Origin of the sequence: Pseudomonas sp. PB120 (genome assembly GCF_009761815.1) — a bacterium.
Lineage (GTDB): Bacteria > Pseudomonadota > Gammaproteobacteria > Pseudomonadales > Pseudomonadaceae > Aquipseudomonas.
This window is the reverse complement of the sequence record NZ_RWIN01000029.1, coordinates 18579-44426: the sequence shown is the minus strand read 5'-3', so window position 1 is coordinate 44426 and position 25848 is coordinate 18579. Positions and strand designations below refer to the sequence as shown.

The 25848-nt window shown below is 61.0% G+C and carries 25 protein-coding genes and 1 riboswitch; of the genes, 8 read left to right on the top strand and 17 right to left on the bottom strand.

The window, feature by feature from the left end; genetic code table 11:
- Positions 1-54: 54 nt before the first annotated feature.
- Both EJA72_RS04800 and EJA72_RS04795 read right to left on the bottom strand, forming a co-directional pair.
- The gene (locus EJA72_RS04800; protein ID WP_157710381.1) at positions 55-438 is read right to left on the bottom strand and encodes an MAPEG family protein; all 384 of its coding nucleotides are present in this window, start codon (positions 436-438) and stop codon (positions 55-57) included.
- Positions 439-480: 42 nt separating this feature from the next.
- Positions 481-1314: an EamA family transporter gene (locus EJA72_RS04795; RefSeq protein ID WP_178129058.1), complete on the bottom strand. Its 834-nt coding sequence runs from the start codon at positions 1312-1314 to the stop codon at positions 481-483.
- 318 nt (positions 1315-1632) lie between these two features.
- On the opposite strand from EJA72_RS04795, the gene EJA72_RS04790 reads away from it, so the two are divergent.
- The gene (locus EJA72_RS04790; protein WP_157710379.1) at positions 1633-2802 is read left to right on the top strand and encodes an MFS transporter; all 1170 of its coding nucleotides are present in this window, start codon (positions 1633-1635) and stop codon (positions 2800-2802) included.
- 15 nt (positions 2803-2817) lie between these two features.
- Here the strand turns inward: EJA72_RS04790 and EJA72_RS04785 are convergent, their stop codons facing one another.
- Together EJA72_RS04785 and EJA72_RS04780 are read right to left on the bottom strand one after the other, a co-directional pair.
- A complete protein-coding gene (locus EJA72_RS04785) occupies positions 2818-3705 on the bottom strand; it encodes a formate/nitrite transporter family protein (RefSeq protein WP_157710378.1) in 888 nt (295 codons plus the stop codon).
- Positions 3706-3887: 182 nt separating this feature from the next.
- A complete protein-coding gene (locus EJA72_RS04780; RefSeq protein WP_157710377.1) occupies positions 3888-4292 on the bottom strand; it encodes a hotdog domain-containing protein in 405 nt (134 codons plus the stop codon).
- A gap of 198 nt (positions 4293-4490) precedes the next feature.
- Positions 4491-4592, top strand: a riboswitch (S-adenosyl-L-homocysteine riboswitch).
- Between the two features lie 23 nt (positions 4593-4615).
- Between EJA72_RS04780 and ahcY the strand changes: the two genes are divergently transcribed.
- The 4 genes from ahcY (at position 4616) to EJA72_RS04760 (ending at position 10096) form a co-directional block, all read left to right on the top strand.
- Positions 4616-6025, top strand: coding sequence for an adenosylhomocysteinase (gene ahcY, locus EJA72_RS04775; protein WP_157710376.1), 1410 nt, complete (start codon positions 4616-4618; stop codon positions 6023-6025).
- Between the two features lie 187 nt (positions 6026-6212).
- Positions 6213-7058: a methylenetetrahydrofolate reductase [NAD(P)H] gene (gene metF / locus EJA72_RS04770; protein ID WP_157710375.1), complete on the top strand. Its 846-nt coding sequence runs from the start codon at positions 6213-6215 to the stop codon at positions 7056-7058.
- A gap of 124 nt (positions 7059-7182) precedes the next feature.
- Positions 7183-7998 (top strand): ABC transporter substrate-binding protein, encoded by an 816-nt coding sequence (locus tag EJA72_RS04765; protein ID WP_157710374.1) that lies wholly within the window; start codon positions 7183-7185, stop codon positions 7996-7998.
- A 223-nt stretch (positions 7999-8221) separates the two neighbouring features.
- Positions 8222-10096, top strand: a complete 1875-nt coding sequence (locus tag EJA72_RS04760; RefSeq protein ID WP_157710373.1) for a DEAD/DEAH box helicase — start codon at positions 8222-8224, stop codon at positions 10094-10096.
- Between the two features lie 117 nt (positions 10097-10213).
- On the opposite strand, the gene EJA72_RS04755 is transcribed toward EJA72_RS04760, so the two are convergent.
- From EJA72_RS04755 to EJA72_RS04745, 3 genes are all read right to left on the bottom strand, one after another.
- The gene (locus tag EJA72_RS04755; protein WP_157710372.1) at positions 10214-10798 is read right to left on the bottom strand and encodes a YceI family protein; all 585 of its coding nucleotides are present in this window, start codon (positions 10796-10798) and stop codon (positions 10214-10216) included.
- 31 nt (positions 10799-10829) lie between these two features.
- The gene (locus EJA72_RS04750; protein ID WP_157710371.1) at positions 10830-11381 is read right to left on the bottom strand and encodes a cytochrome b; all 552 of its coding nucleotides are present in this window, start codon (positions 11379-11381) and stop codon (positions 10830-10832) included.
- Between the two features lie 263 nt (positions 11382-11644).
- A complete protein-coding gene (locus EJA72_RS04745; RefSeq protein WP_157710370.1) occupies positions 11645-13402 on the bottom strand; it encodes a flavin monoamine oxidase family protein in 1758 nt (585 codons plus the stop codon).
- A 222-nt stretch (positions 13403-13624) separates the two neighbouring features.
- Between EJA72_RS04745 and EJA72_RS04740 the strand changes: the two genes are divergently transcribed.
- The gene (locus EJA72_RS04740; RefSeq protein WP_157710369.1) at positions 13625-15031 is read left to right on the top strand and encodes an adenosylmethionine--8-amino-7-oxononanoate transaminase; all 1407 of its coding nucleotides are present in this window, start codon (positions 13625-13627) and stop codon (positions 15029-15031) included.
- 217 nt (positions 15032-15248) lie between these two features.
- Positions 15249-15968, top strand: a complete 720-nt coding sequence (locus EJA72_RS04735) for a 16S rRNA (uracil(1498)-N(3))-methyltransferase (RefSeq protein WP_157710368.1) — start codon at positions 15249-15251, stop codon at positions 15966-15968.
- A 386-nt stretch (positions 15969-16354) separates the two neighbouring features.
- Here the strand turns inward: EJA72_RS04735 and EJA72_RS04730 are convergent, their stop codons facing one another.
- Complete coding sequence (locus tag EJA72_RS04730) at positions 16355-16972, bottom strand: hemolysin III family protein (RefSeq protein ID WP_157710367.1); 618 nt, start codon at positions 16970-16972, stop codon at positions 16355-16357.
- A 242-nt stretch (positions 16973-17214) separates the two neighbouring features.
- On the opposite strand from EJA72_RS04730, the gene EJA72_RS04725 reads away from it, so the two are divergent.
- Positions 17215-18129, top strand: coding sequence for a LysR substrate-binding domain-containing protein (locus EJA72_RS04725; protein ID WP_157710366.1), 915 nt, complete (start codon positions 17215-17217; stop codon positions 18127-18129).
- A gap of 137 nt (positions 18130-18266) precedes the next feature.
- On the opposite strand, the gene madM is transcribed toward EJA72_RS04725, so the two are convergent.
- The 9 genes from madM to mdcA all read right to left on the bottom strand — a co-directional run bounded on the left by madM (position 18267) and on the right by mdcA (position 25507).
- Positions 18267-19031, bottom strand: coding sequence for a malonate transporter subunit MadM (madM, locus tag EJA72_RS04720; protein WP_157710365.1), 765 nt, complete (start codon positions 19029-19031; stop codon positions 18267-18269).
- Between the two features lies 1 nt (position 19032).
- Complete coding sequence (madL, locus tag EJA72_RS04715) at positions 19033-19449, bottom strand: malonate transporter subunit MadL (protein ID WP_046029780.1); 417 nt, start codon at positions 19447-19449, stop codon at positions 19033-19035.
- Positions 19450-19514: 65 nt separating this feature from the next.
- A complete protein-coding gene (mdcH, locus tag EJA72_RS04710) occupies positions 19515-20426 on the bottom strand; it encodes a malonate decarboxylase subunit epsilon (RefSeq protein WP_178129055.1) in 912 nt (303 codons plus the stop codon).
- Positions 20423-21043: a malonate decarboxylase holo-ACP synthase gene (locus EJA72_RS04705; RefSeq protein WP_178129053.1), complete on the bottom strand. Its 621-nt coding sequence runs from the start codon at positions 21041-21043 to the stop codon at positions 20423-20425. Before EJA72_RS04705 ends, mdcH begins: the two co-directional genes overlap by 4 nt.
- Positions 21037-21840 (bottom strand): biotin-independent malonate decarboxylase subunit gamma, encoded by an 804-nt coding sequence (gene mdcE / locus EJA72_RS29115; RefSeq protein ID WP_157710363.1) that lies wholly within the window; start codon positions 21838-21840, stop codon positions 21037-21039. Before mdcE ends, EJA72_RS04705 begins: the two co-directional genes overlap by 7 nt.
- Positions 21837-22688, bottom strand: coding sequence for a biotin-independent malonate decarboxylase subunit beta (locus tag EJA72_RS04695; RefSeq protein WP_157710362.1), 852 nt, complete (start codon positions 22686-22688; stop codon positions 21837-21839). The genes mdcE and EJA72_RS04695 overlap by 4 nt, the downstream gene beginning before the upstream one ends.
- Positions 22681-22980 (bottom strand): malonate decarboxylase subunit delta, encoded by a 300-nt coding sequence (locus tag EJA72_RS04690; RefSeq protein WP_157710361.1) that lies wholly within the window; start codon positions 22978-22980, stop codon positions 22681-22683. Before EJA72_RS04690 ends, EJA72_RS04695 begins: the two co-directional genes overlap by 8 nt.
- Positions 22980-23837, bottom strand: coding sequence for a triphosphoribosyl-dephospho-CoA synthase (locus EJA72_RS04685; RefSeq protein ID WP_157710360.1), 858 nt, complete (start codon positions 23835-23837; stop codon positions 22980-22982). Before EJA72_RS04685 ends, EJA72_RS04690 begins: the two co-directional genes overlap by 1 nt.
- Complete coding sequence (mdcA, locus tag EJA72_RS04680; RefSeq protein ID WP_157710359.1) at positions 23837-25507, bottom strand: malonate decarboxylase subunit alpha; 1671 nt, start codon at positions 25505-25507, stop codon at positions 23837-23839. Before mdcA ends, EJA72_RS04685 begins: the two co-directional genes overlap by 1 nt.
- Positions 25508-25848 lie beyond the last annotated feature (341 nt).

Sequence of the window (25848 nt, the reverse complement as noted above, 5' to 3'; positions counted from 1 at the left end):
GATTTTGTGGGAGCCAGCCTGCTGGCGATTGGGCCGGAACAATCGCCGACAAACTCAGACCGAAACCACAAAGAAACTGGCAATCAACCCCATCCCCACAAACCACACCAACGACCGCAACATCGCCCAGTCCGCCAGGTAGCAAATGATGTAGAGCAACCGGCTGGTGATGAACAACACCGCCAGCACATTGATCGTCACCAGCTCGGCATTACCGGCCTGGTGTGCCACGATCACCGCCGCCGCGAAGGCCGGGGTCACTTCAAAACTGTTCAATTGCGCCGCATGCGCGCGCCTGGCGAAACCATTCAGAGACTCGAGAAAATCCCGGGGATCATGGTTGTCTTTCAGCCCGTACCCACCACTGGCCTTGGCGATGCCCGTGCAGAGGTAGGGCAGGAAAATCGCGATCAAAATGCACCACAGAGCAACCGTCATAAAAGCAGTCCCTTCTTCAAGTGTTAGAAATTCGGGCTTCAGTCAAAACTTCATCACCAGCATGCCGACCAGTACCAACCCACAGGCTAAGAGCCGTGGCCGGCCGAAAGGTTCTTTCAGGTAGCGCATGCCGAACAGCACCACCAGAATCACGCTGATCTCGCGCAAGGCCGCCGCCTCCGCTATTGACCCCAGCTGCATGGCCCACAGCACCAGAGCGTAGCTGAACAGTACGCAAAACCCGACCGCCAACCCCAGTCGCCACTGCTCCCGCCAGAACAACATGAACGCCGGTCGCTTGCGCACCCAGGCCAGCAACGGGAACGGCCAGGCACTCAACAGCGTGACCCAGACCAGATAGTCCAAAGGGTGTGACCAACGCCGCAACGCCTGGCCATCAATGTAGGTGTAGCAGCCGATGCACAAGCCAATTAGCGCCACCACCGGCAGCATCGACCACGGCAAGCGCGCACCGCCCCCGCCCTGCCAAAGCAGGCACAGCATGCCGAACGGAATCAGCAGGATCCCGAAGACTTGCTGGTTCGTCAGCACTTCCCCGGAAAAGATCAGCGTCAGCGCCAACACCACCAAGGGCGACAAGCCGCGCATCAACGGATAAACCAACCCGAGGTCGCCGACCCGGTACGCCTGGATCAGCAAATAACGATAGAGCAACTCGAACGCCGCCGACGCAAGAATCCACGGCCAGATTTCAATCGGTGGCGCCGTCACGAACGGCAGCATCACAGCCACAAAAAGCATCGCCACCGTGTCCATGCACGCCACCACCAGCAGCCGTTCGGCGCTGAATTTGATCAGGGTATTCCACGCCGCGTGCAACAGCGCCGCGACTAACACCAAAGCCGTTGCAAGCACGGCACACTCCTTTTTGTGCTCCCGCAAATTCCTGTAGGAGCGAGCTCGCTCGCGATGAACGCCAAGGCAGCACGTGTAACCAGAAAGCACGCGTTATCGTTGACGACCATCGCGAGCAAGCTCGCTCCTGCAAGTTCTGCGCAGAGAATTGATTCGCGATATGTCAGCAGCTGTTTATACTGCAAGCGACCACGCCGCACTCAGTTGCGCACAGACTAATTCCAATAATTTATGTCCATGCCCGTTCTCCATCGAGATCGGTCATCGGCCTGCGTATGCCTGATCAGAGCGTCAAGACTACCGACAGAGACCTTGCGCATGCCACTCGCCTTGCTTGCCCTCGCTGTTGCCGCGTTCGGCATCGGCACCACTGAATTCGTCATCATGGGCTTGCTGCCCGATGTCGCCCACGACCTTGCCGTGAGCATTCCTCACGCCGGCCTGTTGATCACCGGCTACGCCCTGGGCGTGGTATTCGGCGCACCGATCCTCGCGGTCGGCACCGCCAACATGCCGCGCAAGGCCACGTTGCTGGGAATGACGCTGATGTTCATCCTCGGCAACATCCTCTGCGCCCTGGCGCCGAACTACGCCACGCTGATGGCGGCTCGCGTGGTCACCGCGTTGTGTCACGGCGCGTTCTTCGGCATCGGCTCGGTGGTCGCCGCCGGCTTGGTGGCACCGAACAAACGAGCCCAGGCGATTGCCATGATGTTCACCGGCCTGACGCTGGCGAATGTGCTCGGTGTGCCATTGGGCACTGCGCTTGGGCAATACGCCGGTTGGCGCTCGACGTTCTGGGCGGTGTCGGTGATTGGCGTGATTGCCGCGATCGCGCAGTGGCTATGGCTGCCGAAGGACATCGCCATGGAAAAGGCCAACCTGGCCAGCGAGTTCAAGGTGCTGGGCAAGGTCAACGTTTTGATGGCGCTGGGCATGAGCGTGCTGGCGTCCACCAGCCTGTTCAGCGTGTTTACCTACATCGCACCGATCCTGCAGGACATTACCGGCGTCAGCCCCCATGGCGTGACGATCATGCTGCTGTTGTTCGGCGTAGGTTTGACAGCGGGGAGCATGCTCGGCGGGCGGCTGGCGGACAGCCGTTTGCTGCCTTCGCTGGTAGGCATGGCGTTGGCCGTGGTGCTGGTATTGGCCGCGTTCACGCAAACCAGTCACTCAGTCATCCCGGCCGCTATCACGCTGGTGCTGTGGGGGATTTTCGCCTTCGCGCTGTGCCCGATCCTGCAGTTGTTGATCATCGACCAGGCCCATGAGGCGCCCAACCTGGGCTCGACCTTGAATCAAAGCGCATTCAACCTCGGCAATGCCGCGGGGGCGTGGATTGGCGGGTTGGTGGTCGCCAGCGGTGCGGACCTGGCGGACCTTCCGTGGACCGGTGCTTTGGTCAGCGGCTTGACCGTGCTGACGGCGCTGTACTTCATCTATCGGCAGCGCCGCGCCACCTTGTTGGCCAACATGCCTGGCTAAACAGACAGAGGCGCGCTATTGGTCGTCGTCATCAGATGCCGGCCTTCTAGCCTTGCCCTTCTGGCCTTTCGGCGGCCCGCTCTCGCTTCGGATCTGCGCATGGCTGATCAGCGCAAAGATGAAGCTGCCGCCGATGATATTCCCTGCCAGCGTCGGCCCGGCAAACACCAGCCAGAAGTCCTTCCAGGGCAACTCGCCGGCAAACACCAGATAGGAGACTTCGGCCGAGCCGACCACGATGTGAGTGAAATCCCCCAGCGCCATGAGGTAGGTGATGAGGATGATGATCCACATCTTGGCGCTCTCCATGGACGGAATCATCCAGACCATGGTCGCGATCATCCAGCCGGAGACGATGCCTTTGGCAAACATTTGGCTGGCGTGGTTTTCCATGATCTTGCGACCGATATCGAGAAAGGCCAGATCGGTTTTGCTGTCGAAAATCGGCAGGTGCAACATCACGTACGCCACCAGCAACGTGCCACAGAGATTGCCCACCAGCACCACCGTCCACAGCCGGATCAGCCGACCGAAATTACCCAGTGTCGGCTTGGTCATGATCGGCAGCACCGCCGTCAGGGTGTTTTCGGTGAACAGTTGCTGACGAGCCAGAATGACCGCGAGAAAACCGGCGCAGTAGCCGAAACTGGCGATGACCTTGAAGGCTTCGCCGTCCGGCAGGCGAGAGTTGAGCAGCCCCATCGCCATCAGCGACAGGCCCATGGTCAGGCCCGCGGCCAAAGCCGACCACCACAGCGCGGCAACGCTGCGTTCAAGTTCCTGATCGCCCTGGGTGCGGATGATTTCATGCAGAACGGCCGCGCGTGGAGGCTGGTTCTTCTCGACCTCGTGCTCTTCTTCAGCCGAGAGGTTCGGGGTCTTGCCGTCTTTTGGAGTGTCCATAAAGCTCCTGAACCGGTGGCGTTTCATGTAGGTACGACACGCGCGGTTCGGCGCTTGTTCAGTACTCACCCAAATGAAACCGATACCTGTGGGAGCTGGCTTGCCGGCGATGGGATCAACTCGGTTTCTGCGGTGACGCTCAAGACGCCATCGCCGGCAGGCCAGCTCCCACAGGGTGGGTGTTACTCCTGAATGCCGTCATCCTGGAACTGGTCTTTGACGTACTTGATTTCAGTCCGGCCGTGAGGCGCCGGCAAGCCGTCTTCGCCGAGATTGACGAAGACCATTTTCTCCACCGTCAGAATGCTTTTGCGCGTGATCTTGTTGCGCACTTCGCAGGTCAACGTGATGGAAGTACGCCCGAACTCGGTGGCGGTGATGCCCAGTTCGATGATGTCGCCCTGGCGCGAGGCGCTGACGAAGTTGATCTCGGAAATGTACTTGGTGACCACGCGCTGGTTACCCAGCTGAACGATGGCGTAGATCGCCGCTTCTTCGTCGATCCAGCGCAACAGGCTGCCGCCGAACAGCGTCCCGTTGGGGTTGAGGTCTTCGGGTTTTACCCATTTGCGGGTGTGGAAATTCATACTCACTCCTGACCGTCTTGCCGATTGATGCGGGCCATCATGGCAGAGCCCGGCCTTGAGCTCTATCAGGCATCGACTATGGTCTCGATTACCGTTCAGGCATTGACCTGCAGAAAGGCTTTGGAAGATCAGCATAGCCCGCTATAATCGCCACCGTTTCAAAACGGTAACGTCTACTTGATACCGTTTTCCCGCCACCTGTCCGAGGGGCGCTGCAGCAGGTATTCCTGTCAGGCTCGGATGGGGCGTTGCTTGGTCGTTATCGACCAGACACTAAACGCACAACGGCGCCCATTCGCATACATTACGAATGGAGGCTCTTCATGAGCGCTGTTATCACGCCTGCAGATTTTAACGATTACAAAGTCGCCGACATGTCCCTGGCTGCCTGGGGCCGTCGTGAAACCATCATCGCCGAATCCGAAATGCCAGCCCTGATGGGTCTGCGCCGCAAGTACGTCGGTGAGCAGCCACTCAAAGGCGCCAAGATTCTCGGCTGCATCCACATGACCATTCAGACTGCCGTGCTGATCGAAACCCTGGTTGCCCTGGGTGCCGAAGTACGCTGGTCGTCCTGCAACATTTTCTCGACTCAGGATCAGGCCGCTGCTGCTATCGCCGCTGCCGGCATCCCGGTTTTCGCCTGGAAAGGCGAAACTGAAGAAGAATACGAGTGGTGCCTGGAGCAAACCATCCTGAAAGATGGCGCGCCTTGGGATGCCAACATGATCCTCGACGACGGCGGCGACCTGACCCAGCTGCTGCACGACAAGTACCCACAGGTTCTGGATCGCGTTCACGGCGTGACCGAAGAAACCACCACCGGCGTACACCGTCTGCTGGACATGCTGGCCAAGGGCGAGCTGAAAATCCCGGCCATCAACGTCAACGACTCGGTGACCAAGTCCAAGAACGACAACAAGTACGGCTGCCGTCATAGCCTGAACGATGCCATCAAGCGCGGCACCGACCACCTGCTGTCCGGCAAGCAAGCGCTGGTCATCGGTTACGGCGACGTGGGCAAGGGCTCCGCTCAGTCCCTGCGTCAGGAAGGCATGATCGTTAAAGTCTCCGAAGTCGACCCGATCTGCGCCATGCAAGCCTGCATGGACGGTTTCGAACTGGTGTCCCCGTTCATCGACGGCATCAACGACGGCACCGAAGCCAGCATCGACAAAGCACTGCTGGGCAAGATCGACCTGATCGTGACCACCACCGGTAACGTCAATGTTTGCGACGCAAACATGCTCAAAGCCCTGAAAAAACGCGCTGTCGTCTGCAACATCGGTCACTTCGACAACGAAATCGACACCGCTTTCATGCGCAAGAACTGGGCATGGGAAGAAGTGAAGCCACAGGTTCACAAAATCCACCGTACCGGTCCAGGCGCGTTCGACGCCCAGAACGACGACTACCTGATCCTGCTGGCCGAAGGCCGTCTGGTTAACCTGGGTAACGCCACCGGTCACCCAAGCCGCATCATGGACGGTTCGTTCGCCAACCAGGTTCTGGCTCAGATCTTCCTGTTCGGCCAGAAGTACGCCGACCTGTCGCCAGCCCAGAAAGCCGAGCGCCTAACCGTTGAAGTACTGCCGAAGAAACTCGACGAAGAAGTGGCCCTGGAAATGGTCCGCGGTTTCGGCGGCGTTGTGACTCAACTGACCAAGACCCAGGCCGACTACATCGGCGTGACCGTCGAAGGTCCGTTCAAGCCGCACGCTTACCGCTACTGATCTGCTGACGGGCTGCGCGGTGTTCCGATACACCGCGTTGCCTGCTCTCCTGTAGGAGCGAGCTCGCGATGGACGTTAACGATAACGCGTTCTGTCTGGATAAACGCGCGGCCTTTACGTTTTTCGCGAGCAAGCTCGCTCCTACAGGGGACCAGCGTTCGCCTTACGCGTTTCCAAGGATATGACCATGTCCCAAGACCGTCGCTACAGCTTTGAGTTCTTCCCTACGAAGACCGACGCTGGGCATGAAAAGCTGCTCGCCACTGCTCGTCAGCTGGCCACGTATAACCCCGATTTCTTCTCCTGCACCTATGGCGCTGGCGGTTCGACACGTGATCGCACCCTCAACACCGTGTTGCAGCTCGAAAGCGAAGTCAAAGTCCCTGCCGCACCGCATCTGTCTTGCGTGGGCGACAGCAAGGCCGACTTGCGCGACCTGCTGAGCCAATACAAGGCCGCGGGCATCAAACGTATCGTAGCCCTGCGCGGTGACCTGCCTTCCGGCATGGGCATGGCGAGCGGCGAAATGCGTCACGCCAACGATCTGGTCGAATTCATTCGTACAGAGACCGGCGATCATTTCCACATCGAAGTGGCCGCTTACCCGGAGATGCATCCGCAAGCGCGCGATTTCGAAGACGATATCGCCAACTTCGTGCGCAAGGCCAAGGCCGGCGCCGACAGTGCGATCACCCAGTACTTCTTCAACGCCGACAGCTACTTCTACTTCGTCGAGCGTGTACGGGCGATGGGCGTGAACATCCCGATCGTGCCGGGCATCATGCCGATCACCAACTACAGCAAGCTCGCGCGCTTCTCCGATGCCTGCGGTGCGGAAATTCCGCGCTGGATCCGCAAGCAGCTGGAAGCCTACGGCGATGACGCGCAAAGCATTCAAGGCTTTGGCGAGCAAGTCATCACCCAGATGTGCGAACGCCTGCTGGAAGGTGGCGCCCCGGGGCTGCACTTCTACACACTCAATCAGGCTGAAGCGAGCCTGGCGGTGTGGAACAATCTGAAGTTGCCGCGCTGAAACAGTGCAGTAATTCACTAAGGCTCTGGCGAAATCCAGGGCCTTTTTTATGGAAAAGGCCTCGGGCCAGAGCATCTGCAGCCGGTTTCTGGCTCTTTCCGGTTTCTCGACGTAATCTCAAGGCATGCCTTTGATCGCGCAGTTACTGACCCTGTTTCTTTTCACTTGCCTGAGCTTTGCCGCTTGGGGCGAGAAGTTGCGCATTGTCACCGAACCCTGGGCGCCGTACGTGTATGAAGAAAACGGCAAACCCTTGGGCCTGGACTACGAAACCACAGCGATTGTCTTCAAGCGTCTGGGGATCGAGGTGGAGTGGCAGTTCCTGCCATGGAAACGCTGCCTGTCGATGCTTGAGCAAGGCCAGGCCGATGGCGCGCTGGATATTTTCCACACCGATGAGCGCGACGCGACCCTGCTCTACCCCATCGAGCCGCTGTCAGAAGTCGAGTTCGTGATGTTCTACGCCAACGAGCGCCCCCATCCGTTCCGCACCCTCGATGATCTTCGCGGCCTGACCATCGGCACCTCGCCCGGCTACCAGTACAGCAAGGACTTCAGTGAATCGAAGCTGTTCACCCACGAACCGGCGCCGACCCACGAAGCCAACTTCGGCAAACTGGTGCGCGGCCGCATAGACCTGCTGATTACGGATCGCCGGGTCGGTCAGCACCTGCTGGATGAATTGAACATCCGCGACAAGATCACCGAGAACCCCACGGTAATTAGCCACCAGAGCCAATATCTGGCGGTTCGGCGCAACGCCGGCATGGACTTGTTGGTGCAGCGCTTCGGCGCCGAACTCAAACGCTTCAAGCGCGAGCCCGCCTACGCCGAACTGAGTGCTCGTTATGGCGCCGACCCAGCGTCCCAGCCAAAGTCCGCCACGGCGTCCAGCACGACGATAAAAACCGTTGAGCAGCAGGAAAGCAGCGCGCAGTGATTGCTCTGTTATACTCCGGCCTTCCCGCCAGGCTCACGCCCGGACGCTCGGACTTGTTCAAGGCATCTCGACCCCGCTACGGCGCAGCTTTTCAGCCCGCGCGAGCGCTCCAGACGAGCCTTCGAGCCCCAGCAGGACCGGACGGGATTGCGTTCCTCATAAACGCCATTCGCGCCAGGCAAGACTCCCATTGGGCCAAGCCCTAACTAAAACAGGATTACTCATGTCCTTTGCTTCCCTCGGTCTCTCCGAGGCTTTAGTCCGCGCCATCGAGGCAGCGGGCTATACCGAGCCTACTCCGGTGCAACAGCGGGCCATTCCCGCCGTGTTGCAAGGTCGCGACCTGATGGTCGCGGCTCAGACAGGTACTGGTAAAACCGGCGGCTTCGCCCTTCCGATCCTGGAGCGGTTGTTCCCTAACGGTCACCCGGACAAATCCCAGCGTCACGGCCCGCGCCAACCGCGCGTACTGGTCCTGACCCCTACTCGCGAACTCGCGGCTCAAGTGCATGAAAGCTTCAAGGTCTATGCCCGTGACCTGAAGTTCGTCAGCGCCTGCATCTTCGGCGGCGTCGGCATGAACCCACAGGTTCAGGCCATGTCCCGTGGTGTTGATGTGCTGGTGGCCTGCCCTGGCCGCCTGCTCGACCTCGCCGGGCAAGGCAGTGTCGACCTGTCCCACGTGGAAATCCTCGTGCTGGACGAAGCCGACCGCATGCTCGACATGGGCTTTGTCCATGACGTGAAGAAAGTCCTGGCGCGCCTGCCGGCCAAACGGCAGAACCTGCTGTTCTCGGCGACGTTCTCCAAAGACATCACCGACCTCGCCGGCAAGCTGCTGCACAACCCGGAACGCATCGAAGTCACGCCGCCGAACACCACGGTCGAGCGCATTGAACAGCGTGTATTCCGCCTGCCAGCCAACCACAAGCGTTCGCTGCTGGCGCACTTGATCACCGCGGGCGCCTGGGAACAGGTGCTGGTGTTCACCCGCACCAAGCACGGCGCCAACCGCCTGGCCGAGTACCTGGACAAGCACGGCCTGAGCGCCGTCGCCATCCACGGCAACAAGAGCCAGAACGCCCGCACCAAAGCCCTGGCCGATTTCAAGGCCGGTGACGTACGCATCCTGGTCGCCACCGATATCGCGGCGCGCGGCCTGGACATCGATCAGTTGCCACACGTGGTCAACTTCGAACTGCCGAACGTCGACGAAGATTATGTTCACCGCATCGGCCGTACTGGCCGTGCCGGTCGTTCAGGCGAGGCGATCTCGCTGGTGGCTCCGGACGAAGAAAAACTGCTGAAAAGCATCGAGCGCATGACCAAGCAGAAGATTGCCGACGGCAATCTGATGGGCTTCGACTCGAGCGCCGTAGAAGCCGAGAAACCGGAAGTTCGCGAGCGTCCGGATGTGCGTAACCCGCGCAACCCACGTGGCCCGCGCGGCGACGGTCCGAACGGCACCGGCGGTGGCGGCGGTCGCAAGGACAAAGGCAAGGACAAGGGCGGCAAGGAAAAACCGGCGGCCAGCGGCCGTGGCGAGCGTCCTGCACGTGAGCAGAAACCGCGCGAAGGGACACCGGCCCGCGAACAACAGCGTCCGGCGCCACGCGCTGCCGCTGATCGTGCTCCGGACGAGTTCCTGGATGACGATATCGATAACTTCGGTAACCGCGTCGACTACGTGCCTCAAGCCAAGCCTGCACAGGGTCGTGGCCGCCGTCCGGGTGCCCCGGCACAAGGCGCGGCAGCGGGCACAGGTGCTCCACGTACCGGCGGTAAGCCTCAGGGTCGTCAAAGTGGCCCACGCAGCAGCGATGGCGCCACGACCGGCACCCCGCCGGCCAAACGCAGCGGTCCACGCAACGGCGCTCCACGTGACGGTCAGGCCCGTCGCGAAGAAGGCCGCAATCGTCGTCCGGCACGTGACGAGCAGTCGCGTTCGGAACCTGCGGTGCAAAACCCGCGCGGCCCGGCTCCGAAGATCATTCACAAGGAGTCGAAAACCGATCGTTTCCCGACTCCTGAGCAACTTGATCAACTGCCAGGCCGTCCTCGCGGCGAAAAACCAGCATTGCTGACTCGCAATCGCTAAGTTTTTCCAGCCATGAAAAATGCCCCTGATCGCAAGATCCGGGGCATTTTTTTTGGCCGACAATAAAAAACGCCCCCGATCGTAAGACCGGGGGCGTTTTTAGGTTTGCGGCGAAAATTACTTCGCTTTCACACCTTCAAACGTAACGTACAGTTCAACAGCATCAGACTGTGGACCCAGGTCCATCATCTTGCCGAAATCAGAACGCTTGATGCTGGTGGTGCCTTCAAAACCGGCACGGTAGCCGCCCCATGGATCCTTGCCTTCACCCAGGAAAGTGGCCTTGACCACAACTGGCTTGGTCACGCCCAGGATAGTCAGGTCGCCGGTCACGTCGGCAGTGTCTTTGCCAGCGGCGTTTTTGCCGGTGGATTTGACGCTGGTGGACACGAACGTAGCTTTGGTGCCGTTCAGGAAGTCTTTGCTGGAGATGTGCTTGTCACGTTCAGCGTTGTTGGTGAAAACGCTGGCAGTGTTGACGTTGAACTCGATCTTGCTGTCTTCCGGCTTGGCGGCGTCAAAGCTGAACTTGCCGTCGATGTCCTTGAACGTACCAGTGATGTAGCTGTAACCCAGGTGGCTGATCTTGAAGTCGACGAAGGCGTGTTGGCCAGTTTTGTCGACGACGTAGTCAGCGGCCATTACGTTGGCGGACAACAGGGCAGAACCGATTGCCAGAGCGGCGAGAGTCTTTTTCAACATGTTTATATTCCTTGGGGGGCTAAGTTGAACGTCAGGCTTTGCGACCCAGCATGCGCTTGAGGGTCACATCACGGTCGATAAAGTGGTGCTTCAATGCTGCCAACGCATGGAGACCGGAAAAAATGACCAGCAACCACGCCAGGTAGAGATGAATCGCACCCGCGTTATCTGCCTGGTCCGGAAGTCCGGAAACCAGGGCAGGCACTTCAAACCAGTCAAACACCGGAATCCCGACACCCTCTGCGGTGGAAATCAGGTAACCGGCAATCATCACAGCGAACAAACAGAGATACAGAAAGCCATGCCCTAGCTTGGCGCCGATTCGCGTCAAGCGGCTGTAACTGGCCAGGGTCGGCGGCGGTGGGCTGATAAAACGCCACACCACGCGCAGCACCATGAACCCCAGCAGCAGCAAACCGATGCTCTTGTGCAGATCCGGGCCGGCCTTGCGCCATGGATCGTAGTAGCCAAGACCGACCATCCACAGGCCAAGGGCGAACAAACCGAACACTGCCAGCGCGACGCCCCAGTGCAGGAAAATGCTGACCAAGCCGTAGCGAGCAGTAGAGTTTCGTAGTTGCATTGCCAAGTCCCTGTAAGTGCTGGCCCAAGACTATCGAGTTATCTATCGAATTAAAGCCGAAAATTTCGCTTTGAAATATCGAGAAATACGATCTAGAGCCTGAAAGGGGTGGGTTAAGGAAAGATTAAAGACCCAATGTGTGTGAAAAAATGTAGTCCATCTCACAAACACCGTGGCCATCGGATTTATTCGATACCGGGTTCCGGTTTTCTCCAGGCATAAAAAAACGCGGCATTTCTGCCGCGTTTCTTTTATCCCGAAACTTACTGCGCCTTGGCTTCAGTTGTTGGGGTCGCCGCTGGCTTCTTCGCCGGTTCGGCTTTTTTCACCGGTGCCTTGGCCGGGGCTTTTTTTGCCTCGGTCTTGGCGGCTGGCTTCTTCGCCGGGGCTTTGGCCGGTGTCTTCTTGGCCGGCTCGGCTTTCACCGGTGCCGCTGGCTTCGGTGCTTCAACCGGCGCCGGTGCAGGCGTTGGGGCTGGAGCGGGTGCCGGAGCAACCGGGGCAACTGGCTCTGGCGCTTTCACCGGTTCCGGTTTCTTCTCGTCATCCGAGCTACCAAACAGGTTGCTGAAGAAGTTGCCCTTCTTCGCCGCAACCGCGCCGGCGGCAACAGCGGTCGCTGCCGGAACGACTTTCGCCGGTTCAAACGACTTGCCCGCTGCCAGGTCTTCGAGCTGGCTGGCTGCACGCTGGCCGGTGCGCAATGCGCCTTCCAGAGTGCCTGGGTACAAGGTGTCGGTGTGTTCGCCAGCAAAGGCTACACGTTGCAGCGGACGCTCCCACAGGCGCCAGTATTTGCTGATCTGCCCTGGACCGAAGGCCAGGTAAGCGCCACCCATCGACGGGTCGGTGCTGTAGCGACGGATCTCATAACCGGTGAACGCACCGCGAGCCTGTGGATAAAACGCGTGCAGGCGGATCAACACCTGGTCGACCATCTGCTTGTCGCCGAAGGCCTGCATGACACGGGCGTTGTCGCCGGACAGGTTGATCACCACGTTGGCGCCACCTTTCAAGGCGGGTTCAACCCACAACATGCCAAGGCCGGTGTTGCTGTAGATCTCGCCGGACATCCGCGCCTTGCTTTCCCACACTGGCGTCTTGAACTTCAGCATGATCTGGTCGCGCCAACCGTAGTTGGTGCCTTTGATGGCGCCCAGGTGCTGGGCATCCAGTGCCGGGGTCATCTCGATCTTGTTCAGTGCGCGCAACGGCACGGCGACCACGACGTAGTCAGCTTTATAGCCAACGGCGCCGACTTTGACGGTCACGCCGTCCTTGTCCTGCACAATGGACGAGACCGGAGAGCTGGTCTTGATGGTTTTCAGTTGTTTGACGAAGGCCTGGGCCAGCACCGGGCTGCCACCGAGCAGGCGCGAAGCGCGCAGGTCACGGTCGGACACACCGCGATAAACCCGGCTCTGCTGTGCGAAATACAGCAACGACAGGCGCGAAGGTTCGTCATAACGGGTACGAATCTGCTGATTCACCAGCTGGCGGGCCGTCGCAGGCAGATTCAGACGATCCAGCCAGTTGGCAACGTTGACCTGGTCCAGGGCGAACAGCGTGCTGTTGGCCGCCGGGTTCTGCGGATCGTCAATCGAGCGCGCCAGGTCATCCAGGGTTTTTTCGTAGCGTTTGAGCGCATCGGCAGTCGCTGGCTGTTTAGTCGCCAGATCGGCGGCGGTGAAATACTCGCCATCGATCAGGTAGCTCGGTGTACGCACGAACTCGGGGGCCGGCGTGGTGCTCAGCTTGAAGGTCGATACGTACTTGTTCAGGACGGGCTGGCTCTTGTCGTTGCCGATCCACTCACTGGTGGCCATGCCGGAACGGCCGCCCGGGCTCGGCTTGGCTTCCAGCAAGGTGACCTGCCAGCCCTTGTTCTGCAGTTCATAAGCGGCGGTCAGGCCAGACAGCCCGCCGCCGATCACGATCGCGGTTTTATCCTTGGCCAGCGCAGACACGCTGAACAGCCCCAACATCACCAGCGCACAGGCGCGCAGCCAACCAGCAGACATTCAGCGAACTCCGGAAATACACGAGGAAATAGCAGTTTTGCGAGTCAGACGACTCAAAGAACCGCGAAGGATACGTCAGGCTTCAGACGCCCGCCAGCAACGTCTATCGGCCTATACAAAGTAGCTCAATCGACACAATGGGTTGTCCCCGCGCGATGCATTGCATAGGCTTGCGCGATTGTTTACCCGACTGCATCGCGGGTAGCCTCGAGGAGACAGAAAATGGGCCTGAATAAACAGTGGATGGAACGCGATCTCGCGGTGTTGTGGCATCCCTGCACCCAGATGAAAGACCACGAACAGCTGCCGCTGATCCCGATCAAGCGCGGTGAAGGCGTCTGGCTGGAAGACTTCGAAGGCAAACGCTACCTCGACGCCGTCAGCTCCTGGTGGGTCAACGTGTTTGGCCACGCCAACCCGCGCATCAACCAGCGCATCAAGGACCAGGTCGATCAACTGGAGCACGTGATCCTCGCCGGCTTCAGCCATCAGCCGGTGATCGAGCTTTCGGAGCGTCTGGTGAAGATGACGCCGGAAGGCCTGACCCGGTGCTTCTACGCCGATAACGGTTCGTCCTGCATCGAAGTCGCGCTGAAAATGAGCTTCCACTACTGGCTCAACCGCGGCCAGCCGAACAAGAAGCGCTTCGTCACCCTGACCAACAGCTACCACGGCGAAACCATGGCGGCGATGTCGGTGGGCGACGTGCCGCTGTTCACCGAAACCTACAAGGCGTTGCTGCTGGACACCATCAAGGTGCCGAGCCCCGATTGTTACCTGCGCCCCGACGGCATGAGCTGGGAAGAACACTCGCGCAACATGTTCGCCGCGATGGAACAGACCCTCGCCGAAAACCACGACACGGTCGCGGCGGTGATCGTCGAGCCGCTGATCCAGGGCGCAGGCGGCATGCGCATGTACCACCCGGTGTACCTCAAATTGCTGCGCGAAGCGTGCGACCGCTATGGCGTGCACCTGATTCATGACGAAATCGCCGTCGGCTTCGGTCGCACCGGTACGATGTTCGCCTGCGAACAGGCCGGCATCCGCCCGGACTTCCTCTGCCTGTCCAAGGCCCTGACGGGCGGCTACCTGCCGTTGGCGGCCTGCGTGACGACCGAGGATGTCTACAGCGCGTTCTACGACGACTACCCGACCCTGCGCGCCTTCCTCCACTCGCACAGCTACACCGGCAATCCGCTGGCGTGCGCGGCGGCCCTGGCGACGCTGGATATCTTCGAAGAAGACAACGTCATCGAGAACAACAAAGCCCTGGCCCAACGCATGGCCGCCTCCACCGCGCACCTGGCGGATCATCCGAACGTTTCGGAAGTTCGCCAGACGGGCATGGTGCTGGCCATCGAGATGGTCAAGGACAAGGCTACCAAGGAAGCGTACCCGTGGCAGGAACGTCGCGGCCTGAAGGTGTTCCAGCATGCATTGGAACGAGGTGCTTTACTTCGCCCGTTGGGCAGCGTGGTGTACTTCCTGCCGCCGTACGTGATCACGCCCGAGCAGATCGACTTCCTGGCTGAAGTGGCCAGTGAAGGCATCGACCTCGCGACCCGTGACAGCATCAGCGTGGCGGTGCCGAAGGACTTCCACCCGGGCTTCCGCGATCCGGGCTGACAGTCACCAAGGAACCCTGTGGCAAAGGAATCACCAAGCCCCCCTGTGGCGAGGGAGCTTGCTCCCGCTGGGTCGCGAAGCGGCCCCAAAAAGAAGGACTGCTTCGCAGTCCAGCGGGAGCGAGCTCCCTCGCCACAAAAGCAGGCTACAAAGCTGTCCACAAAAGCCAGCCACACAAACGCCTTGTTCCAACTTACAGATTCAGTAGAGACTCAGCATGAGACTGTCCCGCTTCTTTATCGACACCCCCTTAAGCCTCGGCGAACACGAGTTGCCCGAGGCCCAGGCCCATTACATCAGCCGCGTGCTGCGCATGGCCGAGGGTGATGCGTTGCAGTTGTTCGACGGCTCGGGCCATGAGTTTCGCGCCACGCTGCTGGACGTCGGCAAAAAGCGCGTCGTGGTGCAGATCGACGAAAGCTTCGCCGGGCAGGTGGAGTCACCGCTGGCAATCCATCTCGGCCAGGGGTTGTCCCGTGGCGAGCGGATGGACTGGGCCATTCAGAAAGCCACCGAGCTGGGCGTGACTGAAATCACCCCGATCTTCAGCGACCGCTGTGAGGTGCGGCTGAAGGACGAACGCGCCGACAAACGCCTGATGCACTGGCGCCAGGTGGCGATCAGCGCGTGCGAGCAATGCGGGCGTTCACGGGTGCCGGTGATTCATCCGCCGCTGCTGTTGGCGGATTGGTTGAAGCAGACCGAGGCCGAGTTGAAATTGGTGCTGCACCCGGTGGCGGAGCCGTTGGTGAGTCATGCCAAGCCGCAAACGCTGGCGTTCCTGATTGGGCCTGAGGGTGGGTTGTCGGAGGCTGAGGTTGATCAGGCCAAGGTTGCCGGTTTCCATGCGGCTCGCCTCGGTCCTCGGGTGTTACGCACCGAGACCGCGCCGGTGGTGGCGCTGGCGGTGGCCCAACAGTTGTGGGGCGACTTCTAGGGCCCAATCGCCAGCAGGCTGGCTCCCACATTGGACTGGCATGTGGCTGATGACTTGTAAGTCTTCACACATCCCTTGTGGGAGCCAGCCTGCTCCTACATTGGATGGCATGTGACTGAAGATTTGTGAGTCCCCACACATCCCTTGTGGGAGTCAGCCTGCTCCTACATTGGATGGCATGTGACTGAAGATTTGTGTGTCCCCACACATCCCTTGTGGGAGCCAGCCTGCTCCTGCATTGGATGGCATGGCTGGAGATGTGTGAGTCCCCACACATCTCTTGTGGGAGCCAGCCTGCTCCTGCATTGGATGGCATGGCTGGAGATGTGTGAGTCCCCACACATCCCTTGTGGGAGCCAGCCTGCTGGCGATGGCCGCGACGCGGTCTAGAGGACATAAAACATAATCGCCACAAAGTGCAGCAAACTCCCCGCTATCACGAACAAATGCCAGATCCCGTGCGCATGCCGCAACCGATCATCCAGGGCAAAAAAGATAATCCCCACGGTGTACAAAACCCCGCCCGACGCCAGCCACACAAACCCGGCCGTCCCCAGTGCCGCGAGCAACGGCTTGACCGCCACCAGCACGATCCAGCCCATCACCGCATAAATCACGATCGACAAAATCCGCGCTTCCGAACGCGGTTTGATCTCTTGGAGGATGCCGATCAGCGCCAGCCCCCAGACGATCCCGAACAACGTCCAGCCCCAAGGCCCGCGCAGGGTCACCAGGCAAAACGGTGTGTAGCTGCCGGCAATCAACAGGTAGATCGAAAAGTGATCAACCTTCTGCATGATCGCTTTCTTGCGCCCGCGCACGCTGTGGTAGACGGTCGAGGCGCTGTAGAGCGTCAGCAAGGTAAACCCGTAAATCGCCACGCTGACGATTTTCCACGGGCTGCCATCCAGGCTGGCGATCACCAGCATCCACACCACCCCGACCGTTGCCGCCACGGCCCCGACCAAGTGCGTCCAGGCGTTTAATCTTTCCCCGTGATACATGTGGTGCTTCCCTCACAATCCAAGACAACATTGCGCAAGGCTCAGGCCTCAAGCGTAAAAGCGCAATGTTTCAAAACACAAACACTCTGTGGGAGCCAGCCTGCTGGCGATGGGGCCTCTGAGTTCTGCGCTGATCTCAAGATTGCTATCGCTGGCAAGCCAGCTCCCACAAAGAAGCGAGCGAGCGAGCGAGACTGCCGGGAATTGGGCACAATCGAGCCATTCGAATAAGAGTCACGCCCATGTTGATCGACGAAGAGTTGACCCTGAAAAAGCTTGAGGTGTTCCTGGCCTTCATGCGCACCGGCAATCTGGCCCGGGCCGCCGCCGAGCTGCAGACCAGCAACGTCAGCGTGCACCGCGCCATTCACTCGCTGGAAAGCGCCCTGCGCTGCCCGCTGTTCAAACACGAAGGCCGCAACCTGACGCCGCTGGAGAGCGCCTATGTGTTGGAAGAACGGGCGCAGAAACTGATTCAGGACGTGGTCGAAACCGTGCGCCTGACCCGCGAAGCCGCTGGTTTCTCGGCAGAACGTTTCAAGCTCGGTTCCCTCTATTCACTGACGGTGAAGACCGTACCGCAGTTGATCATGGGCCTGAAAATCCGTCGCAGCGAACTCAATATCGACCTGATCCTGGGCTCGAATTTCGACCTGTTGTACAAGCTCAAGAACATGGAAGTCGACGCGATCCTGGTGTCGCTGGACGAGAGCGTCAACGACCCGGATTGCGAGCAGATCCCGTTGTTTTCCGATGACATCTTTTTGGCCACGCCGGCGGATTCGACATTTGCCCAGCGCACCGAAGTCGATCTGGCCGAAGTGCGCGACGAGACCTTCATCACCCTGACGCAAGGCTTCGCCACGCACCAGGACGGTAATCGGGTGTTCAAGCAGGCGGGGTTCGAGCCGAAGGTGGCGATGCAGGTCAACGACATCTTCACGCTGCTGAGCATGGTCAGCTCGGGCGTGGGTTATGCGTTGCTGCCGGGGAGGATTGCGGCGGTGTACGAGAACCGGGTAAAGCTGATTCCGTTGCAGGAACGGTACCGGTTGCAGCAGCACATTGGCGTGGTGTTCTTGAAGGCCAAGGAGCGGGACCCGAACCTGCTGGCGTTGCTGGCGGAGTGCCGGATGTATGCCAATCGCCAGGCTTGAGACCGAGTCGCCGCCAATCGCCAGCAGGCTGTCTCCCACAGGGTAATCTGTTGGAACAGGTAGTGTGTTCAGCACAAAACCTGTGGGAGCCAGCCTGCTGGCGATTGGCGTCAGCCCTGACAACTCAAAACCTGAAATCAGCCCACAATCCCGCGAACAATGAAGTACAACAACGAAGGCCCCAGCAAGCACCCAAGCCCGGTGTGGAACGTCGCCGTCAACGCCCCATAAGGCACCAACCGCCGATCCGTCGCCGCCAGCCCTGCCGTCACACCACTCACCGTCCCGGCCAGACCGCCGAACACCATCGCCGAGCGCGGGTTATCCAGGCCCATCCAGCGGGCGGCCATCGGCGTGCCGACCATCACGAATATCGCCTTGATCAACCCGGTGGCAATCGACAACGCCACCACATCCGAACTCGCACCAATCGCGGCACCCGTCACCGGCCCGACGATGTACGTCACAGCGCCAGCGCCGATGGTGGTCATGCTGATCGCATCGCGATAACCAAACGCCCAGGCCATACTCGCGCCGACAATGAACGGCAGGATCGTGCCCAGCAGCAGCGCGATCACGCCAATCAACCCGGCCTTTTTCGCCTCGGTGGCCTGCACCTCAAACGCCGTGGCCACAATGGCAAAGTCACGCAGCATGGCGCCGCCCATCAAGCCGATGCCCGAGAACAACGTCAGGTCCGCCAGGCCTTTTTGCCCACCGGTCAGGGTACCGCCAACCCAGGCCAGCACCAGGCCGATCACAATGGCAATCGCCGAGCCATGAATGCGCCCGAACGTCAGCCGTTTGGACAACACCACCGACACCCACATGATCACGCCCACGAACGCGAACGCCGTCACCAGGCTGTTATTGGCCAGGCCTTTCTCAATGAGTTCCCACATTTCAGCGACCTCCTACTGGCGTGCCGACCGGGGTCACTTCCGCCGGTTCGTCGGGCAACGGTTCGCCCTTGTGAGTCCGGCTGATCAAGGCAATGGTGCAACCGCAAATCACCACCGAACCGATGGCTGCCAGCACCGCGACCGGCCCGCCGTGCAAAGCCGTCACCACGTTCTGTTGCGCGGCCATCGCGACCACGACCGGGATGTACATGGCGCCCCAGAAGCCGACGCCCATCTCGCAATCCTTGGTCATGCCGCCACGCTTTTGCATCCACAACCGCGCGCAGATCAACAGGATCATCGCGATCCCGACACCGCCGACGTTGGATTTCACCCCCAGCAAAACGCCGAGCGCGTCACCCATGATCACCCCTGCCAGCGTACAGATCGCCAACAGCGCCACACCGTAAATAATCATTGTTGTTGTCCTCAAAGTGCATCGTCGAATGTTGTTTTTGTTGTTCGAAGGCTTGAGTCGGTGGTCTAGAGTTGGCGGCTTCCCTCCTCACGCATCAGCGCCTGCAAGGTGTCGAGTCGCGCACCGTCGAAAGCCATCACGGTGCCCTGCTCGAACACCCGGCGCGCCAGCCCGGTCAGCACCGCACCGGGCGGCAGTTCGATGTGCAGACGTACGCCGCGCTCGTAAGCGCTTTGTACCGTGCCGCGCCAGTCGACGACGCGGCGCATGTTGAACGCCAGGTCGTCGCGCAAGGCTTGAGAGCTGGTCACGGGCCGGGCGCGGCTGCCGCTGAGGTAGCCCAGCGTCGGTGTTTTCAGCGGCACGTTGGCGAACGCTTCGGCCAAGGTTTTTGCCGGCGTTTCCAGCAGCGGGCAATGAGATGGCACGCTCACCGCGAGGCGTTTGGCCAGACCGGCGCCGCGACCTCTCGCCAACCCCGCTACCGCATTCATCGCATCATCGCTGCCGGCAATGACCACTTGGTTATCGGCATTGATGTTGGCCAGATAAACCGGTGTATCGGCGCTGTGCACCTGCGCCAACAGCGCCTCAACCGTGACCAGGTCCAGGCCGATGATCGCGGTCATGCCGTAGCCTTGTGGATACGCCTGTTGCATCAGTTCACCGCGCAGACTGACCAGATGCAACGCATCGCTGAAGCTCAAGGCCCCTGCAACCACCGCTGCCGGATAGGCACCGATGGACAATCCCGCTACATAATCCGGGGCCATGGATAACTGACGTGAAGCCGCGACACCGGCGATCAACAGACAAAGCTGAACCGCCCGTGTCGACTTCAGCGCCTCGGCAGAATCCAGCAGCAACGCGTCTTCCCCGAGGACGTCACTCGCCTCGATCAGCGTCTCGCGCGGCATGCGATGGAGCATGCCCGGCTGCTGCGCGCCTTGGCCGGGGAACACCAGCAAACTGCTCACGCCGCTTGCTCCTGCGGGTTCCACGGATCAATCACCAGGCAGGCTTCGCGGGCGTTTTTCAGCAACACCCGACGTGCCGGGCCGGCCCATTCACGCAGGGCGACGGCGCCGAAAGGGGTCTGCAATTGCATGTCCACCTGGCACTGGGCGCGGTCCAGAATCTTCAGCAGTTCCTGCGCCTTTAACCGCTCCAGCACCTGCGGCGTGCGCAGGATCAAATCCAGGTCGCTACCCTCGTGCAAGGCAACAATGCCACTGGCCAATTCAAACCCGGCACTGCCACTGACGCCCCACACCCAACCGCAGCGATTGAGCATCGGCCGCAGTTGCTGGAGGGCGTGTACGGCCGGCAAATCCCGGTCAATCGAGGCCTGACAAAGGTCTTCCGGTTTTACCCGACGCTGAACGGCATCAACCGCCATCACCGTCGCATAACGCTGCTCGCGCGAACGGCCGCGCACCCCGACCGCGATAACATCCGGCGCACTCAATGCGCGCCGAACCACAACCGGCTGACCCGCGCTGACCGAATCGACCACCCAGGTCGGCGCGTCCGCAGGCAACTGCTCAGGGGACATCCCCCAAAGCAGGTCGTGGGCCAGAAGCGTGTTCACCACTGCGCCCTCAGCAGTTGGCGCACCTGGCTGGAGGCGGCGCGATTGCTCGCCCCCAGGCGGCTGCCGAGGTCGCGACCGCTTGCGGCCACGTCGCCAATCGCCTGGCCCAGGCATTCAGTTACCCGCGCCAGATCGCCCGCCGTTGGCTGCTCAATTTGTTCCACCGACAAGGTTTCCCAGAGCAGGCCGAGGCTCGCATAGCTGTCGATGTCGTACGCCATCGGCGGCACGCTGGCGGCCAGTGCCTCCAGCTCCTCAACACTGCGCAAGGTCACCCGCGCCGCCGACGCCTTGCCCATCGCGTGCACCATCACGCCCGGATCGCGCAGGGCGATCAGCCGGTTGGCCTGATACCCGTGAGCCAGGAATGCCCCGGACATCGCCTTGCCCACCAGCAAACCGATCACCGCATGACCGGCCAAACGGGCGCGGGCATAACTGTCCGCCGCAGCGGCCAGCGCCTGATGAATGCCGAGTGCTTCTTCACGCCGACCGTAAGCCTGGCTCGGCACATCGACGATGGCGATCAAGGCGCGTTTGTGCGGTTGATCGTTATCCGCCGCGATGACTTCATCCACGGCCTTGGCCAGACCCCAGCCTTCCAGCAAGCCGACCTCGCCATTACGAGCGCGAACGAATCGGTTGTCGGGGTCAGCCACCACCGCGATAAACCGCACAGGCTGCTCGCCCAACACGCCATCAGCGACTTTCAACGACGCCGGCAAGCCATCGACCGGTTTCGCGCCCGCGCTCAGGGCGTTGAACCAGTTCAAACCTCTCAGGGAATACGAACTCATGAGCGCTCTCCTTGATACAGATCGCGAACCGTCGCCGGTTCGATTTGCGGCTCGGCGTCCAGTTCGGCCAGCCGCTGCAAAAACAGTTCGGCCTGACGGCTGCGTTGCTGCGTAGGCAAACCCAGGTGGAGCAATTCGCTGACCTGCTGCCGGACCTGCGCCACATCGTCGCCGACGTAGCGGTCCGCCAAGCCACTGGCGAACCGCTGCTCGCCGCCGGTCAGGCTCCAGATGAATGGCCGATCACGGGAGTCGTATTCCTCGATCCCGGCTTCCTGTTCGATCACTTGCGGGCCGTTCAGGCCAAGCCGTGCTTCCTGAGTGACCAGCAAATAGCTGCACAGCCCGGCAGCAATCGACATCCCGCCAAAGCAGCCGACGCTGCCGGCCACCACGCCCACCACGGGCTGGTATTGGCGCAAATCAACTATCGCCGCATGAATATCGGCAATCGCCGCCAGCCCGAGGTTGGCTTCCTGCAAACGCACGCCGCCGGTTTCGAGCAGTAACACCGCGCGGGTTGGAATGCCGTTGCGGTTATCTTCAGCGGCCAGTTCCAGCGCGCCGGCAATCTTCGCGCCGCCGACTTCACCGAGGCTGCCGCCCTGAAACGCACCTTCGATGGCGGCGATCACCACCGGCAACCCGTCGAGGCTGCCCTTGGCGATGACCACGCCGTCGTCGGCTTGCGGCACGACACCCTGGCGCGACAGCCAGGGCGACATGACCCGCTGGAACGGGTCGAGCAGTTCGCGAAAAGTGCCCGCGTCGAGCAGTGCTTTCGCCCGTTGCCGCGCACCGAGTTCGACGAAGCTGTGCTTGAAGAGGAGTTGCGCACTGTCAGTCATGGCCGATCTCCTCAAAGCCTTGCTCCAGGCGCAGACGCACCACGCCCGGCGTCGCGCCGAAGTCATGGATATCAATGCTCATCGCCGGCGGTGTCTGGCCGTCGAACATCCGCGCAAACAGGTGCTGCCAGCGCTGTTCGCTGCCGTTGACCGAGGTCTGCACAGTGATGGTCAGCTTGCCGGCCTGGCCCGGTTCGATCAGCACTTCCAGATCGCCCGAACCGACACATCCCACCAGCGTGCGGCCGCGTGGCGGCTGCCCGGCGGGGAATTCAAAGGATAAGGTTTCCATCAGAAAGCTCCGGACTCGATACGGTCGATGAACAGGCAGGCAGCGAGCAAATCCGCAGCACCGCCGGGCGAGGCATTCAAGGCGATAAGTTCTTGGTCCAGCTCATGCAAACGGCGGCGGCCGACAAGGCTGGCACTGCCGCCGGCGTCGAGCACGGCTTGGGCGCCGAGTTGCATTGTTTGCAAGCCTTGTTCGCCGGCGCGATAAAGCACGCAGGTGTCAGCCAGGTTCGTCATGATCGCCAGCAGCGCATCGAGACGGGCGTTCTGCTCGCCGTGTCCGGCAGCGCGGCTGCGTTTGAGTTGCGGCAGTGCCCGTTGAGTCACGGCCGGGAAACCGAGCTGTGCTTCCTCACGGGCACCGCGAGCGCCGTAGCGTTGGGCCACTTGGGCGCCGTGGCTGAGCGGACGTGGCGCATAACGATCATCGAGCAGGGCCAGGCGTGCGGCGCGCAACGTGACAGCGCTGGCGGCCGTGGCTTCAGGTTCCAGCGCAACAGCGGCCACCAACAGGCCCAAGGCCCAGATGGCGCCACGGTGCGTGTTCACGCCGCCAGTGGTGGCGAGCATGTCGCGCTCCCCTTCCCGCCCGATCCGCCCGACCGCTTCACGCAGCGGCAAACCGACGTCGCCGAACTCGATGGCCGCTTCTGCCATTTCCTTGAACGCCGGCCACAGCGACAACGCCGATGCCTGCATCAGCCCGAGGTGCAAATCGGTGTGAGCGCCGTTGCCGCGTCGGTCGACCAGCGCCGGTTTCGGTGACAGGTCCGCCTCGTCGATCAGCGCGTCCACGGCCAGGTCCGCCAGCCGTTCGGCCAGCGACAGCGGTTTGGGTTGCAGGTTGAATGCGTGCATTACCAGCTCCTGAACTTGGCGGGCGGGTTGTAGAGGCCACCGGACCACTCGACCAGATCGGCCACGCTTTTGGCGGCGAGCAGTTCGCGGGTCGCATCGGTGCGACGAATACCGAGGTCTTCGGGCAAGGCGATCAGGCCTTCGCGGCGCATGCGCGCGGTGTCTTTCGGGTTGTGGCGCAGGCCGATGACGGTCACGCCGGCGACGGCGGCGATCATCGCCTGACGTTCTTCCAGCGAACGCGCCTTGTACAAATACGCGATGCCTTCTTCGGTCAACAGGTGCGTGACGTCGTCGCCATAGACCATGATTGGTGCCAGCGGCATACCGCTTTTCTTCGCCACTTCAATCGCGTCGAGGGTGTCGACGAAGGTTGGTTTGCCGCCCTCCTGAAAGGTCTCGACCATTTGCACCACGAGTTTTTTGCCGCGTTCGAGCATCGGCTCGGCCGCGTCGGTGTGGCGCATGTCGAGCCAGGCCGGCGTGCCGTGACGGCGGCCGCGCGGGTCATGGCCCATGTTCGGCGCCCCGCCAAAACCGGCCAGGCGACCGCGAGTCACGGTGGAAGAATGGCCGTCGCCATCGACTTGCAGGGTGGCGCCGATGAACAGGTCCACCGCGTATTGCCCGGCGAGTTGGCTGTACATGCGGTTGGAGCGCAGCGACCCGTCGCGCCCGGTGAAGAACACGTCAGGCCGCGCCGCGATGTAGTGTTCCATGCCCAGTTCGGTGCCGAAGCAATGCACGCTTTCGACCCAACCGCTTTCGATGGCCGGAATCAGGGTCGGGTGTGGGTTGAGCGTCCAGTTGCGGCAGATTTTACCTTTGAGGCCGAGGGATTCGCCGTAGGTCGGCAGGATCAATTCGATGGCGGCGGTGTTGAAACCGATGCCGTGGTTCAGGGACTGCACGTTGTGTTTTTCGTAGATCCCGCGAATCGCCATCATCGCCATCAGCACGTGCACGGGCTTGATGTGCCGTGGGTCGCGAGTGAACAGCGGCTCGATGTAGAACGGCTTGTCGGCCACCACCACGAAATCGACCCAGGATGCCGGGATGTCGACGCGGGGCAGATCGCTGACGTCGTCCACCAACTGGTTGACCTGAACGATGACGATGCCGTCGCTGAAAGCAGCCGGTTCAATCAATGCCGGCGTGTCTTCGGTGCTGGGGCCGGTGTAGATGTTGCCGGCGCGGTCGGCCATGAAACCGGCCGAGAGCACGACATTGGGGATCAGGTCGACCACCAGCCGCGCGTAGAGCTCGATGTAGGTGTGGATCGCACCGATTTCCAGCAGGCCGTCTTCGAGCAACTGGCTGATGCGCAGGCTTTGCGTACCGGCAAACGAGAAGTCGAGCTTGCGGGCGATGCCGCGTTCGAACAAGTCCAGGTGCTCGGCGCGACCGACGCTGGGCATGATCATGTGCAGGTCGTGGAGCTTGGCGGGATCAGCCTTGGCCAGCGAACGGGAAAGAAAGTCCGCCTGCTTCTGGTTGTTGCCCTCCAGCACCACGCGGTCGCCCGGCAGGATCAACGCCTCCAGCGCCGCCACGATGTTGTCGGTGGGCAACACCACACCGTCAGCCAGGCCCTTGACCAACGCCAGACGCCGCTGCTTCTCGCTGCGCCGCCGCGTCCATCGCGAGTCGGGGGATATTGTTGTTGTCATGACCACTCCACGGGTTCGCTGTCGTGGGGGTCACCTTAGGAGGGTTGGGTGGGGGCATCAATCAAGCAGAGTGGCGGATTGTTACGGTTAGGGTAATGGTTGCTTGTGCCGACGCCATCGCGAGCAGGCTCGCTCCCACATTGGACCGAGGCGTACACAAAACCCCTGTGGGAGCGAGCCTGCTCGCGATGGGGCCGGAACATTCGCTGCAATGTTCAATGTCGATCGACAAGTCCCAAAAAAGGACCGATCGGTCCCAGTTTGGGACTCTTCAATCCTTGACTCCCTTTCCCAGCCGATTGGCTCTTTTGTGTTTAAACATTTGTCCGCAGGAGCGGTGG

What these genes read in the sequence shown, in the direction of transcription:
- EJA72_RS04800 (WP_157710381.1), bottom strand. Translation starts at nt 438, where the DNA reads ATGACGGTTGCTCTGTGGTGCATTTTGATCGCGATTTTCCTGCCCTAC.
- EJA72_RS04745 (WP_157710370.1), bottom strand. Translation starts at nt 13,402, where the DNA reads ATGTCTGCTGGTTGGCTGCGCGCCTGTGCGCTGGTGATGTTGGGGCTG.
- EJA72_RS04740 (WP_157710369.1), top strand. Translation starts at nt 13,625, where the DNA reads ATGGGCCTGAATAAACAGTGGATGGAACGCGATCTCGCGGTGTTGTGG.
- mdcA (WP_157710359.1), bottom strand. Translation starts at nt 25,507, where the DNA reads ATGACAACAACAATATCCCCCGACTCGCGATGGACGCGGCGGCGCAGC.
- EJA72_RS04695 (WP_157710362.1), bottom strand. Translation starts at nt 22,688, where the DNA reads ATGACTGACAGTGCGCAACTCCTCTTCAAGCACAGCTTCGTCGAACTC.
- EJA72_RS04730 (WP_157710367.1), bottom strand. Translation starts at nt 16,972, where the DNA reads ATGTATCACGGGGAAAGATTAAACGCCTGGACGCACTTGGTCGGGGCC.
- ahcY (WP_157710376.1), top strand. Translation starts at nt 4,616, where the DNA reads ATGAGCGCTGTTATCACGCCTGCAGATTTTAACGATTACAAAGTCGCC.
- EJA72_RS04685 (WP_157710360.1), bottom strand. Translation starts at nt 23,837, where the DNA reads ATGCACGCATTCAACCTGCAACCCAAACCGCTGTCGCTGGCCGAACGG.
- madL (WP_046029780.1), bottom strand. Translation starts at nt 19,449, where the DNA reads ATGATTATTTACGGTGTGGCGCTGTTGGCGATCTGTACGCTGGCAGGG.
- EJA72_RS04690 (WP_157710361.1), bottom strand. Translation starts at nt 22,980, where the DNA reads ATGGAAACCTTATCCTTTGAATTCCCCGCCGGGCAGCCGCCACGCGGC.
- madM (WP_157710365.1), bottom strand. Translation starts at nt 19,031, where the DNA reads ATGTGGGAACTCATTGAGAAAGGCCTGGCCAATAACAGCCTGGTGACG.
- EJA72_RS04725 (WP_157710366.1), top strand. Translation starts at nt 17,215, where the DNA reads ATGTTGATCGACGAAGAGTTGACCCTGAAAAAGCTTGAGGTGTTCCTG.
- EJA72_RS04750 (WP_157710371.1), bottom strand. Translation starts at nt 11,381, where the DNA reads ATGCAACTACGAAACTCTACTGCTCGCTACGGCTTGGTCAGCATTTTC.
- EJA72_RS04790 (WP_157710379.1), top strand. Translation starts at nt 1,633, where the DNA reads ATGCCACTCGCCTTGCTTGCCCTCGCTGTTGCCGCGTTCGGCATCGGC.
- mdcE (WP_157710363.1), bottom strand. Translation starts at nt 21,840, where the DNA reads ATGAGTTCGTATTCCCTGAGAGGTTTGAACTGGTTCAACGCCCTGAGC.
- EJA72_RS04755 (WP_157710372.1), bottom strand. Translation starts at nt 10,798, where the DNA reads ATGTTGAAAAAGACTCTCGCCGCTCTGGCAATCGGTTCTGCCCTGTTG.
- metF (WP_157710375.1), top strand. Translation starts at nt 6,213, where the DNA reads ATGTCCCAAGACCGTCGCTACAGCTTTGAGTTCTTCCCTACGAAGACC.
- EJA72_RS04735 (WP_157710368.1), top strand. Translation starts at nt 15,249, where the DNA reads ATGAGACTGTCCCGCTTCTTTATCGACACCCCCTTAAGCCTCGGCGAA.
- EJA72_RS04765 (WP_157710374.1), top strand. Translation starts at nt 7,183, where the DNA reads ATGCCTTTGATCGCGCAGTTACTGACCCTGTTTCTTTTCACTTGCCTG.
- EJA72_RS04780 (WP_157710377.1), bottom strand. Translation starts at nt 4,292, where the DNA reads ATGAATTTCCACACCCGCAAATGGGTAAAACCCGAAGACCTCAACCCC.
- EJA72_RS04760 (WP_157710373.1), top strand. Translation starts at nt 8,222, where the DNA reads ATGTCCTTTGCTTCCCTCGGTCTCTCCGAGGCTTTAGTCCGCGCCATC.
- EJA72_RS04785 (WP_157710378.1), bottom strand. Translation starts at nt 3,705, where the DNA reads ATGGACACTCCAAAAGACGGCAAGACCCCGAACCTCTCGGCTGAAGAA.